Genomic DNA, 17,608 nt, shown 5'->3' with positions numbered 1-17,608 from the left:
CAAAGTAATATTTGATAACAATGAAAAATAGTTTATTGATACTCACTTTCCTAATCAGCCTATTGAATTATGCACAGCGCCAACCCAATATCGTGCTGATTATCTCGGACGACCACTCGTTTCAGTCCATCGGGGCATACAACAAAGAAAAAACTTCGTACACCCCAAACATTGATAAATTAGCCGACCAAGGGCTGACCTTTAACAAAGCCTACGTGGCAAATTCCATCTGCGGTCCCAGCCGTGCGTGTATCCTCACCGGGAAATTTAGTCACAAAAACGGCTTTACCGACAACGAAACTTCTCATTACAACTCCAATCAACAGCAGTTTGTTAATCTGTTGCAAAACAACGGCTACCAAACCGCTTGGATAGGAAAATATCACTTGGGGAAAGACCCGAAAGGCTTTGACTTTTTCAAGATTTTAGTGGAACAGGGACATTATTTCAATCCTGATTTTATTATCGAAGGCGGAAAAGTGGTTCGCGAAATGGGTTATGAATCGGACATTGTTCAAAACGAAGCCGAAAAGTGGTTGGACAATCGCAACCCCGAGAAACCTTTCTGCCTGATTCTCGGGCATAAAGCCACCCACCGCACTTGGATGCCCGACGTGCAGGATTTAGGAAAGTTTGAACACGTTTCCTTCCCGCTTCCGGATAATTTTTATGATGATTATCAGGGGCGTACTGCGGCAGCTATGCAAGAAATGTCAATTGCCAAAGATTTGCAAATGGGCTATGACCTGAAAATGTTTTTTGGCGAAGGGCAGGAAGCCGACCATAATTTCAGCCGAATGACCCCCGAACAGCTTGCCGCCTACCGCAACTTTTACACACCCATTCAAAACGAATTAGAGAACAAAAAACTAACAGGCAAAGCCCTCACCGAGTGGAAGTTTCAACGTTATATGCGTGATTATTACGCCACGGTGCTCTCACTTGACCGCAACATCGGGCGAATGTTGGATTATTTAGACCGAAAGCAACTTACCGATAACACCATCGTGATTTATCTTTCTGACCAAGGGTTTTATATGGGTGAACACGGTTGGTATGACAAGCGCTGGATGTATGAAGAATCATTCCGCACGCCGATGATTGCCCGCTTTCCAAAAGTGATTCAGCCCAAACAAACGACTGAAAGTTTTGTAATGAATGTGGACATTGCCCCTACCCTGCTGGAAGCCGCCGGCATACCTGTACCTACTGATATGCAGGGTGTTTCGTTCTTCCCGATACTGAAAAAACCGCGCAAAGAAACCCGTAACAGCGTCTATTATCACTATTATGAAAACGGAGAGCACGCTGTTTCACCGCACTTCGGCATTAAAAATAAACGCTATAAACTCATTCGGTACTACAAGCGCCACAACGGTTGGGAACTTTTTGATTTGAAAACCGACCCTCGTGAAATGCACAACATTTACAAGCTTCCGTCAAGCAAAAAAATCATCAAAAAAATGAAAAAACTCTTGGAAAAAGAAATTGACAAACTTGATGACACCACCGCACAAGAAGTTCTACACAAAATAAATTAATCAAAAAGCAAAAAATGAATAAATTTATACGAAAAATGACCGGACGGGATGTTTCCGAAGCGCATAGGGTAGCCACACCGCTGGAACTGTTCTTTGATTTGGTCTTCGTCATCGCTATTGCATCAGCCGCAGGTGGATTACATCATTCTTTTGCCGAACATCACATATCGGCAGGTTTGCTTAACTTCGGTATAGCGTTTTTTTCCATCTGGTGGGGCTGGATGAACTACACTTGGTTTGCTTCCGCTTTTGATAATGATGATACTATCTACCGAATTTACACAATGTTACAGATGTTCGGAGCTATCATAATGGCAATTGGCATTCCCGACCTTTTCAAGGAAGTTCCCGATATGTTTATCGTGGTTGTGGGCTATGCCATTATGCGGGTAGCGATGGCTTTACAATGGATACGGGCGGCACGAAGCAATCCACAGTACCGAAATGTGTGTTTGCGGTATGCAGTAGGTATCATTTTGGTACAAATATTATGGATTTTACGATATATTTTGGCTCCGCAGGAAAGTTTTGCGCTGATTTCGGTAGTTGTTTTGATGTTTTGTGAACTTTTGGTTCCGCTTTTGGCAGGAAGAACCCCTTGGCATCCGCATCACATTGCTGAACGTTACGGACTTTTGGTTATCATCGTTTTGGGGGAAGGATTATTGGGCGTTTCCAATACCATTAAGAATGTTTTGGCATTGGAAGACGGGCTTTATCAAATCTTTTTCATCGGTACGGGGGTAATCGCTTTGATTTTTGTGCTATGGTGGCTGTATTTTAACCAACCTTACGCTCACGTTTTGGAACAGGAAGTGAACAACCAACACTTAAAGCATTCTAAAAGGTCGTCATTCTTTTTTGCTTATTTGCATTTCTTTATTTTTGCTTCATTGGCGTCTATCGGTGTGGGAGTTTCGCTGGTGGGTGATGCCTTTGAGCCTGCAATTGAAGGGCAACATCAAGTAACGATGCTCTATGCACTGCGAATATTATCCGTAACAACCAGCATTTATTTATTTTTCGTAGCGGTTATCCGTATTTTAACAATGGGTGGCTCCCGACAAAACTATATGGGCTTACTTTTGGTATTCCTCTCCCCGATTTTGTGTATGATAGCCATTGAAACGGGACTTTCAGCCACTTATACGGTTTGGCTTGGTTTGCTTTCACCTATTTTAATGATTCTTTTATACGGAAAAACCACGTCGAAGAGTCATTAAAAACAGTTGCACTAAAATTTCGTAACTCGAAAATAACCACTACCTTTGGGGGCGATTAAAAATAAATTCCCAGTGTATGAAATACATTTTTTTTATTACCGCTTTTTTGCTTTATTCTTGCAATTCTTTTCAAAAGAAGAACCAAGAAAACGACCCTATTATTCAAGAAAACGACTCGTTGGAAATCGTTGAAAATCAATACGATAACACAACTCCCGATAATGAGGCTGTTGCTTCTTTTCTAAATGATGAATACCCTATTGAGATTCAACAAATTAGCGAAAAAGAATTTATTTCCGCACAAAAAAAAGCACCAAAGCACGATTCTATCCCTAAAATCACTAATTTTCAAGAAGCTAAAAAAATTTTGGAAGGCATCGTTACCTTCCGAGGGGATGATTCGGAAGAGCAATTCCCCACAAAGATTAAATTTCGCAACGGCACAAACTTTGAAGAAAGCGATGATATGTTGTGCTACATCGGATTTGTTGCCTACTACCCCACCGAAGACATTTTGCTTTTTGAAGGCGGGCATACCTCTGATTACAGCCTCAACCTCACTAACGGAAAAGAAACGGAACTTGCCGGAAATCCGGAATATATCGTGCATAGCCCCCAAAAGAAAAATCGGTTGAACGCCTATTTTGGCGGGCAGGAATGTTTAGCCTATTTTATCCAGCAATACAAAAATAATGAATGGATACGAACCATTGATTTGGTAAAAATTTTTGAGAAAAAAATCGATAAGTGGCTTTGTATCGTAAAAGATGCTTTTTGGACGGACGAAAATACGCTATATGTTTCGCATATAGATGGTTATGACGACGAAAAACCGCTATGCACCTATTACAAAATCACCTTAAAACCTGCCGAAAACCTACTTAATTGGTCTGATTTCCAACCGATTTCCTTCCCTAAAAAAGAAAAATCAATCATTGACAGCTATCAGTCGTCAGCGGTATTGGATAAAACTCGCGCCAAGCGCCTACTCGCCGGCTTATACCCTGATGCAACGGATTTTAGAAAGCTATATTCCGTGCCTTTTTCGGATAAATTCACGTCGGTTATGGTGGCTTTTGAGCGAGACCAAGACGAGCTTGTCAAAGTGCTTTTTAATTTAGACAAAAACGGACAAATCATTGACTATTTGGAAATTGGTTACGAAAAAAACAACAGCAATGACATCACGATACAACTCGTTTTAGACAAAAATTTAATTGCAATTGAGAATAATTCCCCTGCAAATTTAATACGCACAAGCTATCAAATCAATCCGAAAGGGCAATTTGTCCTGAAAAGTTATAAAAGAATACGAGATTAATTTTTTATATAATGAAAAACATATTTTTATCAACTATTTTACTGGGAATGTGCTCGCTAAGCATAGCACAAACCTCACAAACGCTGGAAAAAAACTGGAAATTCACGCGTGAAGACAAAAAAAACTTCTCGCAAACGTCCGTGAATGACAAAAAGTGGCAAAACGTAACCGTGCCGCACGACTGGGCAATCTATGGACCGTTTGACATTGAAAACGACGTGCAACGCACCGCCATCAAACAGGACGGGCAGGTCGCTCCCATCGAACATTCGGGTCGTACGGGCGGACTTCCGTTCGTGGGCGTGGGCTGGTATCGAACTTCGTTTGACGTAGCGGATTTCGGCAGTGACAAAAAAGTCTTCATCAAGTTTGACGGAGCAATGTCCAACCCCGAAGTGTTCGTAAACGGGCAAAAAGCGGGCGCGTGGCACCACGGCTACAACACCTTCTTCTTGGATGTTACGCCTTTTGTGAAAGCCAAAAACAACACCTTGGCGGTTCGGCTTGAAAACCTGACCCAACAATCGCGCTGGTATCCCGGGGCGGGGTTGTATCGCAACGTTCACGTGATTGTGAAGAACAAAACCCACATTCCGATATGGGGAATTCAGCTAACTACGCCTCAAATCGAGAAAAATTTCGCTAAAATCGATATAAAAACCGAAATTGAGACCCAAAATATTGCTCAAATCGAGGTCGAGACCGATATTTTCAATCCAAAGGGCGAAAAAATCGCTTCCGACAGAAAAAAACACAACGATTTTATTACAAACAACAGCTTCAAACAAGAAATTTACGTAAAAAATCCGCTTTTATGGGACATCGAGCAACCTAATTTGTACAAAGCCGTTACCAAAATCTACGAAAACGGCACGCTGAAAGACACCGAAACCACCACCTTCGGCATCCGAAGCATCGAAGTGAAACCCAACGACGGTTTTTACCTCAACGGACGCAAAATCAAATTCCAAGGGGTTTGTATGCACCACGATTTGGGGGCTATCGGGGCGGCGGTTAATGAGGCTGCCATCCGCCGACAAATCAGAATCCTGCAAGATATGGGCGTGAACGCCATTCGCACCGCTCACAATATGCCGGCACCTGAATATGTGCGTATTGCGGACGAAATGGGAATGATGCTCGCCCTTGAAAGTTTCGACGAATGGGCTATCCCGAAGGTTGAAAACGGCTACAATCGTTATTTTAACGATTGGGCGGAAAAGGATTTGACCAATTTGGTGCGTCATTTCCGCAATAACCCGAGCGTGGTGATGTGGTTCATCGGAAATGAGGTGGAAGAGCAAAGCGTTTTGGAAGGAGCGAAAGTGGCGCGTTGGTTGCAAGACATTATCACCCGGCACGATGGCACGCGCCCTGTTTCCAACGGAATGGACAGACCCGACCACGTATACAAAAACAATATGGCAGCGACGATGCAAGTGGCAGGCTTCAACTATCGTCCGTTTAAATATCAAGAAGCCTACGCACAATTGCCGCAACAGCTTATTTTAGGAAGCGAAACGGCATCAACTATCAGCTCACGAGGCGTTTACAAATTCCCTGTGGAACGAAAATCAATGCCGAAATATGATGACCAGCAAACCTCATCGTACGATGTGGAGCATTGCGGTTGGTCGAACCTTCCGGAGGACGACTGGATTCAGCACGAAGACCTCCCCTACACCATCGGCGAGTTTATCTGGACGGGATTTGATTACTTGGGCGAACCGACACCTTATTATGTGGAGTGGCCGGCGCACAGTTCGTACTTCGGGGCGGTGGATTTGGCGGGACTTCCGAAAGACCGATTCTATTTATATCGAAGCCATTGGAATAAAAATGCCGAGACCCTGCACGTGCTTCCGCATTGGAACTGGGAAGGGCGCGAAGGGCAGGTAACTCCTATTTTTGTCTATACGAATTACCCTTCGGCAGAAGTTTTCATCAACGGCAAAAGCCAAGGAAAGCGCAGCAAGGATTTAAGCATTCCGCTTGATGGAAGTTATACGCCCGAAGCACAGCAATCGTTTGAACGTCAGAAGCGTTACCGCCTGATGTGGATGGACACCAAGTACGAAAAAGGCGAGGTGAAAGTCGTGGCGTATGACAAAGACGGGAAGGCTGTTGCCGAAAAAGTGATGCGAACCGCCGGAAAACCGCATTCGCTACGCCTCACCGCCGACAGAGGCACCATCAAAGCCGACGGAAAAGACCTCTCGTTCATCACGGTGGAAGCCATCGACAAAGACGGAAATGTTTGTCCCACAGCCCAAATGCAGATTCATTTTAAAGTAAGCGGAGCAGGCACCTACCGAGCCGCCGCCAACGGTGATGCCACTTCAACGGAGCAGTTTCATCTGCCAAAGATGCAACTTTTTAACGGAAAGTTGGTAGCCATCGTACAAGCGTCTGAAAAAGCAGGCGAAATTACCTTCGAGGCGAAAAGCAACGGGCTGCAAAGTAGCGTAATTAAGGTAAAGACCGAGAAATAACACAAGCGAATTACCTTTTATAAAATAACTATCCGGATTACAGTTCGTTATATGACCCCCAACCACCTTTGGCAAAGTTTGGAACTTTGCCAAAGGTGGTTGATTATATAAAAAGGCAAATTATACAGAGGTAACTGTACTTTTTATAAAACAACTATCCCACAGATTACACCAACATTCACAGATTTTTTCTTTTTCTGCTGTAAAAATGGGTGTAATCTGTGGGATTTTTATGTTTTTGGCAGTATTTTATAAATAAATTTTGCTTTTAAAAGAATTATTTTGTACATTTGGGGCATCTATGAGTCCCAAAAACCTTTGGCAAAGTTTGGAACTTTGCCAAAGGTGGTTAGTTATAAGCCTCCTTTGAGGGAGGTAGTCAGCGAGAGCTGAGTATGTAGGGAAGCGCAGAGGATATTTTCTTTGGTTTTACACCCCTTTATCACTTCCTCGCTTTCACTCACACCCTTCAAAGGGGGAATTAGTACAACAAACTATCTTAGTTTGGCTAATGAATTTCCTTTATGGAGGTTTTAATCAATTTTTAGTAATTCTTAAAAAACTTTCAATATGTCAAAGGAGAATTTTATCAGTGTAGTATTCAGTCAGGAGGAACTTGACCGAATGGACAACTTGCTTTTACAGCTTGAAGAGCTTGTAAAAAGCAAATTTATCAACCTTACTGCCGAAGAGCGTATGGAGCACGCCCGTGTGGGCAAAAAAACGGAAGATTGGATTTTACGTGTAAAAACCTTTATGACGCAATACCCCGATTTGGTGTTGCGACATATTGATACGGAGGAGTTCAACCGTGACTTTGTAGCCCGTCAGGCGCTCCTTCCGCGACTTTTGCGATTGCAAGCGATTGCCGCACGCGTGGACGACACCGCACTTTTGCTGGGTAGCGACCTCTATCACAACGCCATTACGTTTTACAAGGGCGTAAAAGCAATGGCACAGACTAACGCACCCAATGCCAGAACGGTTTACGACGACCTAAAAGTGCAATTCCCCGGGCGACGAGCTTCCAAGAAGAAGGATAAAGATGAACCTACTGTCCAATAAGGCAGTAGAAACCACCACAGAGGTAGTAATAACCTGCTCCGAGCGGGTTATTACTCGCCCAAAGCTGGTAAAAACCCGCTTTAAGGTGGTTATTGAGCGCTTAAAGGTACTTTTAATCTGATAAAAGCAGGTTAAAAGTACCTTTTTTTAGATTAAAAGTAGGTTTTTTTAGGATATAACCCGCTCAGAGGGGGTTATTAGTGGGTAAAAGATGGTTTTAAGTTAGGTAAAAATTAATTTTTATGAATAGTGATTTAGATAAATATATCCAAAAAATAGAAAAAAATCCTGAAACGGGAAAAGATGAAGTTTGGTTGCATAATTTACCAGAAGATGAAACTTTATTTGATATACTTAACTTTCCTACTAAATGGGATGGTTCTAAATCTGGTTTCTATAATCTGGCAAATAGGGTAAATTTTTTTAACCATACATTTGTCTTCACTGAAAATATTAAATTTAGAGGAGAAATCAATAATCCAGTGAATTTTTCCAATTGTATTTTTAAAGAAACAGTTGATTTTTCTGATTGTATTTTTAAAGAAAAAGTTAATTTTTCAAAAGTCAAATTTGAAAAAGAAGTTTTTTTTATAGATAGTATATTTAAAAAAGGGGGTGATTTTAAACAAAGTCATTTTTCTTTAACAGCCAGATTTTGGAATGCTAAGTTTTTTTATGTAGCTAATTTTGAAAATACTCATTTTTTTTCTTCGGTATATTTTATGAAAACTCATTTTCAGCATTCAGCCAAGTTTCGGAAAGTTAAGTTTTCATCATTAGCTTGTTTCATAGAAGCGCAGTTTTATTCTGAAGCTAATTTTAATCATAGTAAATTTGAAAATATTATAGATTTTTCAGCCGTAATCTTTAAAAAAGAAATTCTCTTTTATAATATAAGTTTTTTAGATAAAGCTATTTTTTCAAATGCTATTTTTGAGCAAGAAGCTCAATTTTTATATTGTAAAGCATCCTCTAATATTTTTATTACATTTGAAGGAGCCACTTTTAAAAAATGTTTGGACATTTCTCGTAGTAATTTTCATTATTGTAATCTTCGTTTTTGGAATATGAAGATAGAAGGAGATGAAAATTTATCTCAATATGAAAAATATATCAATGATTTTAACAATAATAAAGTAGAACCTTCCGTATATGCTAAAATACGAGAGAGTTATCGTATCATTAAAAATTCTTTTTATAAAGAAGATAATCGTATAGAGGGACTTGAATTTTACAAAAAGGAGATGGATGTTTATAGGGAGGAGCTAAAAATGAAAAGAAAAGAAATAAGAGAAAGCTATAATCCTTCTCATCCTTCTTCAAATAAAATTTGGTTAAAAATAAAGAATATTACACGTTTTTTAAATAACACAATACATAAAAGTTTATTTGTTTTTCATTATATTATGTCTACATTAGATAAAAGTTTAAACTTTTTAAGTAATATGAGACAGAAAAAAGATATAGGTTATCACTTCATTTTTTTCACTGTTCTTCTATTGTTAGCAGGTTTATATATATTTTTAAAAAATCATTACTTTTTTTGGGGGTTAATCGTATTATTTACTATTTGGACACATATAGAGTTTTACATTAATCGAAAAAATATTAAAAATCCCATCAAGGAAAATAATTTTATACCTATAATAATTTTATTATTCTGCATTTTTCTTATTTTTAGTCCCTTATATTCAAAAGTTCCTTACAATAATGATTGCATATTCAAAGCTTTTACATTAACAAAAATACAAATAGAGCAATTTTATGAATTGCTTTTGCATAATGATGATGATTTTTTTTCTATGATAATAGTTATATTTATGATTTTCTTTGCAATATTAATGGTCATAATATTTCAAGAGAAAGATAGAGTTTTATTATGGTTCAATAAAAACTCTAATGACTTTGGAACAAATTGGATGGTAGGAGTTAATTTTACGTTTATTGTGGGATTGATAACTTATTTATTAATCTTAATACCTATTAGCCATAAATTAAAGCCTAATTTTGAACCAGAAGGCATAGGATTGTTTTTAAGATATTATGGAGAACTTTTAAACCCACTTAAATGGAACGATATTAAACCTTTTGAACAGGAATTGGGTAGTTGGCAATATATAATAGCATTTATAGGTCGTATTTTTATAGGTTATGGATATTATCAGACTATTCAAGCCTTCCGTAAATATGGTAAATCCTCCTAAGAAGGAGCTTTAAGTAGGTAAAAGGGAGTTAATTGCATCCAAAGAGTAAAAAATCACAATCTGATGTCTATTAAATCTTAAATTCCATTAGTAAGTGTCATTTTTAGTTTGAGTTTTAAAAATTTTATCTTATTTTTGTCGCCTAACTTAAAAAAAATTAGCACTATGTCATTTACATTACCTAAATTACCGTATGCGTATGATGCTTTGGAACCGCATATTGATGCGCGCACAATGGAAATTCATCATACCAAGCACCACAATGCTTACACTACCAACCTAAATACAGCCGTTGCCGGCACCAATTTGGAAGGAAAAACTATCGAAGATATCCTTAAAAATTTGGATATGAACAATATGGCTGTGCGCAATAACGGAGGTGGTTTTTACAATCACAATCTGTTTTGGGAAACGATGCAACCCGGTGGCGGTGGCGAACCGCAAGGAGAATTGGCGCAAGCCATTACGGCTTCATTCGGGAGTTTTGACGCTTTTAAAGAGGCTTTTGCCAAAGCTGCGGCAACGCGTTTTGGTTCGGGCTGGGCGTGGCTTTGCGTTCACAAAGGCGGAAAACTTGAAGTATGCTCAACGGCTAATCAAGACAATCCGTTGATGCCGGGGATTGGCTGCCAGGGCTTTCCGATTTTAGGATTAGACGTTTGGGAGCACGCCTATTACCTAAACTATCAAAATCGTCGCCCCGATTACATTCAGGCGTTCTTTAATGTAGTAAACTGGGAGAAAGTAGCCGAGCTTTACGCTCAAAACAAATAAAAATTTTCATTGTATTATTTTGAATTAAGAAAAACGATATGTAATGTGTTGTTATCATTGCCAAAACCGAAAACGTTTTGGCAATGTTTTTTATAAAAACCTGTTTGTCGTTACCAAAATGCAACACTTTCACAAAGGTTTTTGCAAAATCATTCGGTTATTAAACAGAAATCATTATTTTTGTGCCTTACAATTAAATAAAAATAATTTTGCGATGCGTTCACTATCTATTTTAGGATTGCTTTTTATAGGATTTAGCGCTGCGGGACACGCACAAATAACTATCAATCAAGGGAGTAATATTTCAGAATTGATGGAAATCAAAAAAGATGTTGCCAAAAACGAAGCGCCTTATCAAATACAAATTTACAATGGAAATATTAAAGGAGCTAATGAAGCAATGACCAAAAGCAAGGAACAACTCAAACAATATCCGCCACAATTGGTTTTTGAAACGCCTAACTATAAAGTGCGCATTGGCAGTTTCAGAACACGCCTCGAAGCTGAAAAGCACCTAATTGACGTGAAAAAAGTATATCCGGCTGCCTTTGTGATGTCACCCAAAAAATAAATCCTTTTTGATGCGGTTTTATGTTTAAGAAAAATTCGCTTCGGTTTCGTATTTTTCTCAGTATGACTGTTTTAGTACTGATTGCCTTTGCCACCATTGCGGTGGTAATGATTTTTCAATATCGAAAACAAGCCACTGAGTACCACGACGAACGCCTGATTGACAAAGAAAATCAAATTAAAATGCAAGTGCAGTATGTGCTTTCACAAACCACTTATCCGGTTGAAACCTCGTACGTGCCGCTTATTTTTCGCGAAGCCATCTTTAACATTGCCAACATTCAAAACGTAAATTTTGACCTGTATGACCTCAACGGAAATCTTTTAAAAAGCTCGCGTTCGGTGCTGGACGACAGCCGTGACACGTTGCGAATTGCTACTGATATTCTGCAAAAATTAGCCACGAACATCGATAAACGCTTCGCTACCCAAAAAGAGATGGACGGCAGGGGCTATCAGTCGTCATACAGCTATGTGAACGACCTGCAATTCAAGCCTATTGCCATTTTGAACATTCCGCATTTTGAGAATGACACCTTTAATGAACGCGCCTTAAAGGGTTCGCTTTATAATTTATCGGTTGTATATTTTTCGTTGTTACTTTTGGCGTTGCTTTTAGCCTATTTTATCTCGCGATACATCACCCAATCACTCAAAACCATTGAAAAACGATTGGAACGAACCCGCCTTTTGGAACGAAACGAAAAAATTATTCTCAAATCGCCCAGTGCAGAAATCGGGCAACTAATTGGCGCTTACAATAGTATGATTGACGAGATTGAAAACAGTAAGGTTTTGCTTGCCCAATCGGAACGGGAGCAGGCGTGGCGCGAAATGGCAAAACAAGTGGCTCACGAAATTAAAAATCCCCTCACACCAATGCGCCTTTCAGTGCAAAGTTTTCAACGCAAATTTAGCCAACAAGCCCAAAGCACCGAAGCCGTAAACGAGTTTTGTGAATCCATCATTCAACAGATTGATATTTTGAGCAATATATCAACCGCCTTTTCTGCTTTGACCAATATGCCTGCCAAAAATGATGAACGTTTTGACATTGTTTTGGTAGTTCGGCGTACGCTTGATATTTTTAATTCCAAACACATCACGTTTATTTGCCCCGAGAAAGAAATTTTTATGTTGTTTGATAAAGACCAACTCGGACGCGTGGTTACCAACTTGGTTAAAAATGCGCTTCACGCCACTGAAAACCAAATTGAACGCAAAATCGTGGTTTCGCTCTACAAAAAAGAAACCCAAATTGAACTTTCAGTCTGCGATAATGGTATCGGTATTTCGCCTGAAAATCAAGAAAAGATTTTTGAACCTAAATTTACCACCAAAACAGGCGGAAGCGGGTTAGGGCTGGCAATGGTGAAAAGCATCGTAACTTCTTATAACGGAACAATTTCACTGCTTTCAAAAGAAGGAAAAGGCAGTACTTTCATCGTTCGTTTACAAGCGGAATAACCTCCCTATTGCATTGATTTTCGGTATGATTTCCACCAACGCTCAGGAATGATGCCTTGCGTGGCTTCTACGTATTCTTTATGATTGCACGGAACTAACCCCAATGGCAAATGGCTTTGATGTGCCGAAAATTTATCGCCCCCGGGTTTCATCCACCAACGCCCTGTGGCGTTGCTTTTAAAAAACTCAACCTGCACATCGTCAATCGGAACGATGTAACGTGTGTAATTTTCGTCATTAATAACAGGTAATTCTTTGATTCTGAAATTATATCCTTCACAGAAATACCACAACATTTGCGCCACCAATTCGGACGCTAACAACGTTTTCGGAATGTCAAAAATGCCGCAAACCTGCACATTACTGCTGATGCCTGCATAACGCGCAAGTGTGCAAATTTCACGATTTGAAAATCCATTAACGTAGCCCAACGGATTGTCAATATCACGCGCCTGAACGCTTTTCATATCAATGCTGACCATATCAGCATCGCGCATCGCCGGCTCCACCGAAGGCAAATCATTAACCACATTTCCAAGCCGATAAGCATCAAAACACATTTTGTCAAGCAAATCAAGCTCTTCCTGCGCCACGTAGTACGACTGATAACCTAAATTCGTAAAATCAAACAAATTAATGGGTTTTTCCATTAAAATTTTGCTGAAATATGAGTTTTCAGAAAACAATTCGTCTTGGTCATCAAAATCAAATTTTGCATCTACACTCACCAGATTTACCATTTGTTCCAGCCGGTCAAAAGCGCGATAAAGCCCATAAGTTAAATGTTGCTCGCCTCCCACAACAACCGTTGCAATGCCTTTTTTCGCCAAAAAACCAACCACCTCTTTAACAGCAAAATAGGTATCCTCCACAGACACACTCTCAACAAGATTTCCCAAATCAGCCATTGAAAAAGTCCAGTTGCCCACATACAGTGAATAGAGTTTTTTGCGAAAATCGGTCATTTTTTGCGTTTCATTCTCAACACAAAAAAAAGCAATTTTCACACCGTCCAAATCGGGCAAACCATTATCCAAAAGATGTTTTCTAATCTGAAAACCAAATTGTTGTGGTTTATACTCTTTTATAACTACACTATTATCAATGGGTTGTAAATAAAATAAAGGCATCTTAATTTATTAAAAAATACTGAAAAACAGCAGCTTATCTTGCTTTTAATTATCCGAAATAAAAATCGCAAAACACTACAAAACCACAAAATTACATTTTATTTTTCAATTTTATGATGAATGTCACAAAAAATAAATATTTTTGGCTTTTAATTTGAACTGTGAATAATGATTTTTAATTTTGACATAAAAATCGCATTTACAATATAAACAACTATAAATCAATGAAATCTATAAATAATATCCGAAACGATTTTCCTATTTTAAAGCGACTTGTAAATCACAAACCTTTGATTTACTTTGATAATGCCGCCACCTCACAAACTCCTATTCAGGTGATTGAGAGTATTGTACATTATTATTCACACCTAAACGCCAATATCCACCGTGGGGTGCATACTCTCAGCCAAGAAGCCACCGATGCTTATGAGCAAGCCCGTGAAAAAATACGCTGTCATTTCAATGCACAAAAAACTGCTGAAATTATTTTTACAAGCGGCGCTACACAAGCTATCAATCTGGTTGCCAGCGGATATGCTTCTATTTTAAAACCCGATAATGAAATTATTGTTTCGGCTTCGGAACATCACAGCAACATCATTCCCTGGCAGTTTGCCTGTCAAAAAAGTGGCGCTACTTTGAAAGTCATTCCGATGGACGAAAAAGGCTGTTGGGACTTGAGCGCATTTGATAAACTACTGACACACAACACCAAAATTGTATGCGTGCAACACGTTTCCAACGCATTGGGAAACATTCACCCCATTGAGCTTATCATTGAAAAAGCACATCAAAAAGGTGCCGTTGTGCTGATTGACGGTGCACAAGCAGCGCCTCACATTCAGACTGATATGCAAGCACTTGACATTGATTTTTACGCCGTTTCGGCTCATAAAATGTACGGACCTACCGGCGTTGGAATTCTTTACGGAAAAGAAGCCCTTTTAAAGCAACTGCCTCCATATCAAGGAGGTGGCGAAATGATAAAAGAAGTTCGGTTTGAAGGCGCTACCTATGCCGACCTTCCCCATAAATTTGAAGCCGGAACGCCCAACATCTGCGGAGGCGTTGCCTTTGGTACAGCCATTGATTACATTCATCAAATCGGCATTGAAAATATCGCTCGGCACGAACGGCAATTGCTGGAATATGCCACCGAAAAACTCAAATCCATTGAAAATATTGAAATTTACGGCAATGACAATCTAAGTCAACGAACCGCAGTTATTTCATTCAACCTCAAAGGGATACACCCGTATGACGTCGGTACGATTTTGGATAAATTAGGCATTGCGGTCAGAACCGGACATCATTGTGCGCAACCCATTATGGATTTTTATTGCATTGCCGGAACGGTACGCGCCAGTTTTGCCGTTTACAACACTTTTGACGAAATCGACACCTTTATCGAAGCCCTCAAAAAAGCCCAAATGATGCTTTCATAATTCAAACCTGACAATGAAAAAGATACTTTTAATTTGCTGCGTTTTTCCACTTTTTATTTTTGCGCAAAACAATGATTTTGTGAATATTAAATCATTATCTGATGATTTTGTTTTTGACATCAAATACGCCACTGACAACAATTTTTTGAAACAAAAAGTTTATGATTGTGGCGAATGTTACCTGCGCAAAGCCACCGCCGAGGCGCTTCATAAAGCCAATGAAGAATTTAAAACGCTGGGCTATCGCATCAAAATTTTTGATTGCTACCGCCCGCTTTCAGTTCAGAAAAAAATGTGGAAAATACTGCCCGGAACTCACTACGTTGCCAATCCCGCCAAAGGGTCAAAACACAATCGCGGAGCAGCCGTTGACCTCACGTTGGTTGATGCCGACGGAAAAGAATTGGATATGGGCACACCTTTTGATTTTTTCGGCAAACAAGCCCATCACACCTTTACGCAACTTCCGAAAAAAGTTCTTGAAAACCGTAAACTACTGAAAGACATTCTTAATAAACATAATTTTAAATCCATTTATTCCGAATGGTGGCACTACGAATTTCGCCCCGAAATGCAATCAAAAATTGAAGATTTTACTTGGGAATGTCCGTAGGCACGTTCAAAAATCAGCCTAATTTCAAAAACTTCACCAAAAAACAAGGTTTTTTAAAAATTATTTAGTATGTTTGTGCTTTTATCATTTAGCATAAACACCTAAAAACCAATATTTTTACTAATTATAACAATTAAAATTGATAACCTATTAGGTTCACAACAATAAAACTATGGCAAACCAAGAAGATTTTTTCAAGAAAGTAATTGCACACGCCAAGGAATACGGCTACATTTTTCAATCGAGCGAAATTTATGACGGGCTCAGTGCCGTTTATGATTACGGGCAAAACGGCGTGGAACTCAAAAAAAATATCCGCGAATATTGGTGGAAGGCAATGGTGCAGATGAACGAAAACATCGTGGGCATCGATGCCGCCATTTTTATGCACCCCACCACGTGGAAGGCTTCGGGGCACGTTGATGCTTTTAACGACCCGCTTATCGACAACAAAGACTCCAAAAAACGCTATCGTGCCGATGTATTGGTGGAAGACCACGTTGCGAAAATCGAGGCAAAAATTGAAAAAGAAATCGCAAAGGCAGAAAAACGTTTCGGTGAAGCCTTTGATAAAGAGCAATTTGTAAGCACCAATCCGCGCGTGTTGGAGTACAAAGCCCAAGCCGACGCTATTTTAAAACGACTGGCAAAATCGCTTGAAAATGAGGATTTAGCCGACGTGAAAGCCCTTATTGAAGAATTGGGCATTGCCGACCCCGAAACGGGTTCAAAAAACTGGACAGACGTGAAGCAATTCAACCTGATGTTCGGCACAAAACTCGGAGCCACAGCCGATTCCGCAATGGATTTGTACCTGCGACCCGAAACCGCACAAGGGATTTTCGTCAATTTCTTAAATGTGCAAAAAACCGGACGAATGAAAATTCCATTCGGAATTGCCCAAACCGGAAAAGCCTTTCGTAATGAGATAGTTGCACGTCAGTTTATTTTCCGTATGCGGGAATTCGAGCAAATGGAAATGCAGTTTTTCATCAAGCCCGGCACGCAAAAAGAATGGTACGAACACTGGAAAGAAGCCCGCCTCAAATGGCATCTTTCACTGGGAATGGGCGATGCGAATTATCGCTTCCACAACCACGAAAAATTAGCCCATTACGCCGATGCGGCTTGTGATATTGAATTCCGTTTTCCGTTCGGATTCAAGGAGTTAGAAGGAATTCACTCCCGCACCGATTTTGATTTGGGCAACCACGAAAAATATTCCGGAAAAAAATTACAATATTTTGACCCGGAGGAAAATAAGAGCTACGTTCCGTACGTTTTGGAAACTTCCATCGGCTTAGACCGAATGTTTTTGGCGGTTTTCTCAAATTCGTTACAAGAAGAAGTTTTGGAAGGTGGCGAAACCCGTACCGTTTTGCGATTGCCTTTTGTGTTGGCGCCGACCAAAGTAGCTGTGCTTCCGCTACTTAAAAAAGACGGACTGCCGGAAATTGCCCGCGAAATTATCGACGAATTGAAGTTTGATTTCAGCGTGGCTTACGATGAAAAAGACGCCGTGGGAAGACGTTATCGCCGCCAAGACGCTGCCGGAACGCCTTTTTGCGTAACCGTTGACCATCAAACCAGAGACGACCAGACCGTTACGCTTCGCAATCGCGACACGATGGAGCAAATCCGTATCCCCATTTCAGAATTACGAAACGTCATCGCCAAAGAAGTGGATATGCGAAATTGGCTCCGAAAAATACAATAAAAGAGGCTTTTGAAAAAAGTCTCTTCTTGTTGAATTTCATCAAAAT

General features: G+C 39.8%; 14 protein-coding genes. 13 read left to right on the top strand and 1 reads right to left on the bottom strand.

Translation table 11 applies throughout. The features are described from left to right. The first annotated feature begins 20 nt into the window (after positions 1–20). The 10 genes from Q4D72_RS04320 (at position 21) to Q4D72_RS04275 (ending at position 12,657) form a co-directional block, all read left to right on the top strand. A complete protein-coding gene (locus tag Q4D72_RS04320) occupies positions 21–1,541 on the top strand; it encodes a sulfatase (protein ID WP_303076289.1) in 1,521 nt (506 codons plus the stop codon). A gap of 14 nt (positions 1,542–1,555) precedes the next feature. Beyond that, positions 1,556–2,764 (top strand): low temperature requirement protein A, encoded by a 1,209-nt coding sequence (locus Q4D72_RS04315; RefSeq protein WP_303076288.1) that lies wholly within the window; start codon positions 1,556–1,558, stop codon positions 2,762–2,764. Positions 2,765–2,840: 76 nt separating this feature from the next. Next, positions 2,841–4,085, top strand: coding sequence for a hypothetical protein (locus Q4D72_RS04310; protein ID WP_303076286.1), 1,245 nt, complete (start codon positions 2,841–2,843; stop codon positions 4,083–4,085). Between the two features lie 11 nt (positions 4,086–4,096). Then, positions 4,097–6,577, top strand: coding sequence for a DUF4982 domain-containing protein (locus Q4D72_RS04305; protein WP_303076284.1), 2,481 nt, complete (start codon positions 4,097–4,099; stop codon positions 6,575–6,577). A gap of 570 nt (positions 6,578–7,147) precedes the next feature. Next, positions 7,148–7,642 carry a hypothetical protein gene (locus Q4D72_RS04300; protein ID WP_303076282.1) on the top strand — a complete coding sequence of 165 codons (495 nt, stop codon included), beginning with the start codon at positions 7,148–7,150 and terminating at the stop codon, positions 7,640–7,642. Further along, entirely contained in the window at positions 7,623–7,763 is a 141-nt protein-coding gene (locus Q4D72_RS04295; protein ID WP_303076280.1) for a hypothetical protein, read from the top strand. Before Q4D72_RS04300 ends, Q4D72_RS04295 begins: the two co-directional genes overlap by 20 nt. 121 nt (positions 7,764–7,884) lie before the next feature. Further along, entirely contained in the window at positions 7,885–9,846 is a 1,962-nt protein-coding gene (locus Q4D72_RS04290) for a pentapeptide repeat-containing protein (protein WP_303076278.1), read from the top strand. Between the two features lie 165 nt (positions 9,847–10,011). Then, positions 10,012–10,620 carry a superoxide dismutase gene (locus Q4D72_RS04285; RefSeq protein WP_303076275.1) on the top strand — a complete coding sequence of 203 codons (609 nt, stop codon included), beginning with the start codon at positions 10,012–10,014 and terminating at the stop codon, positions 10,618–10,620. Positions 10,621–10,834: 214 nt separating this feature from the next. Beyond that, positions 10,835–11,191 (top strand): SPOR domain-containing protein, encoded by a 357-nt coding sequence (locus Q4D72_RS04280; RefSeq protein ID WP_303076274.1) that lies wholly within the window; start codon positions 10,835–10,837, stop codon positions 11,189–11,191. A gap of 20 nt (positions 11,192–11,211) precedes the next feature. Next, on the top strand, positions 11,212–12,657 hold the full coding sequence (locus Q4D72_RS04275) for an ATP-binding protein (protein ID WP_303076273.1): 1,446 nt from the start codon (positions 11,212–11,214) through the stop codon (positions 12,655–12,657). Between the two features lie 5 nt (positions 12,658–12,662). On the opposite strand, the gene Q4D72_RS04270 is transcribed toward Q4D72_RS04275, so the two are convergent. Further along, on the bottom strand, positions 12,663–13,787 hold the full coding sequence (locus Q4D72_RS04270; protein ID WP_303076272.1) for a formimidoylglutamase: 1,125 nt from the start codon (positions 13,785–13,787) through the stop codon (positions 12,663–12,665). Positions 13,788–14,011: 224 nt separating this feature from the next. Between Q4D72_RS04270 and Q4D72_RS04265 the strand changes: the two genes are divergently transcribed. From Q4D72_RS04265 to Q4D72_RS04255, 3 genes are all read left to right on the top strand, one after another. Then, positions 14,012–15,232 carry an aminotransferase class V-fold PLP-dependent enzyme gene (locus Q4D72_RS04265; RefSeq protein WP_303076271.1) on the top strand — a complete coding sequence of 407 codons (1,221 nt, stop codon included), beginning with the start codon at positions 14,012–14,014 and terminating at the stop codon, positions 15,230–15,232. Between the two features lie 13 nt (positions 15,233–15,245). Beyond that, positions 15,246–15,845: a M15 family metallopeptidase gene (locus Q4D72_RS04260; RefSeq protein ID WP_303076270.1), complete on the top strand. Its 600-nt coding sequence runs from the start codon at positions 15,246–15,248 to the stop codon at positions 15,843–15,845. A gap of 172 nt (positions 15,846–16,017) precedes the next feature. Next, the gene (locus Q4D72_RS04255; RefSeq protein ID WP_303076268.1) at positions 16,018–17,562 is read left to right on the top strand and encodes a glycine--tRNA ligase; all 1,545 of its coding nucleotides are present in this window, start codon (positions 16,018–16,020) and stop codon (positions 17,560–17,562) included. Positions 17,563–17,608 lie beyond the last annotated feature (46 nt).

Origin of the sequence: Capnocytophaga sp. (genome assembly GCF_030532915.1) — a bacterium.
Classification (GTDB): domain Bacteria; phylum Bacteroidota; class Bacteroidia; order Flavobacteriales; family Flavobacteriaceae; genus Capnocytophaga.
The sequence above is the reverse complement of the archived record's forward strand: the minus strand, read 5'-3'. Positions and strand labels throughout refer to the sequence as shown.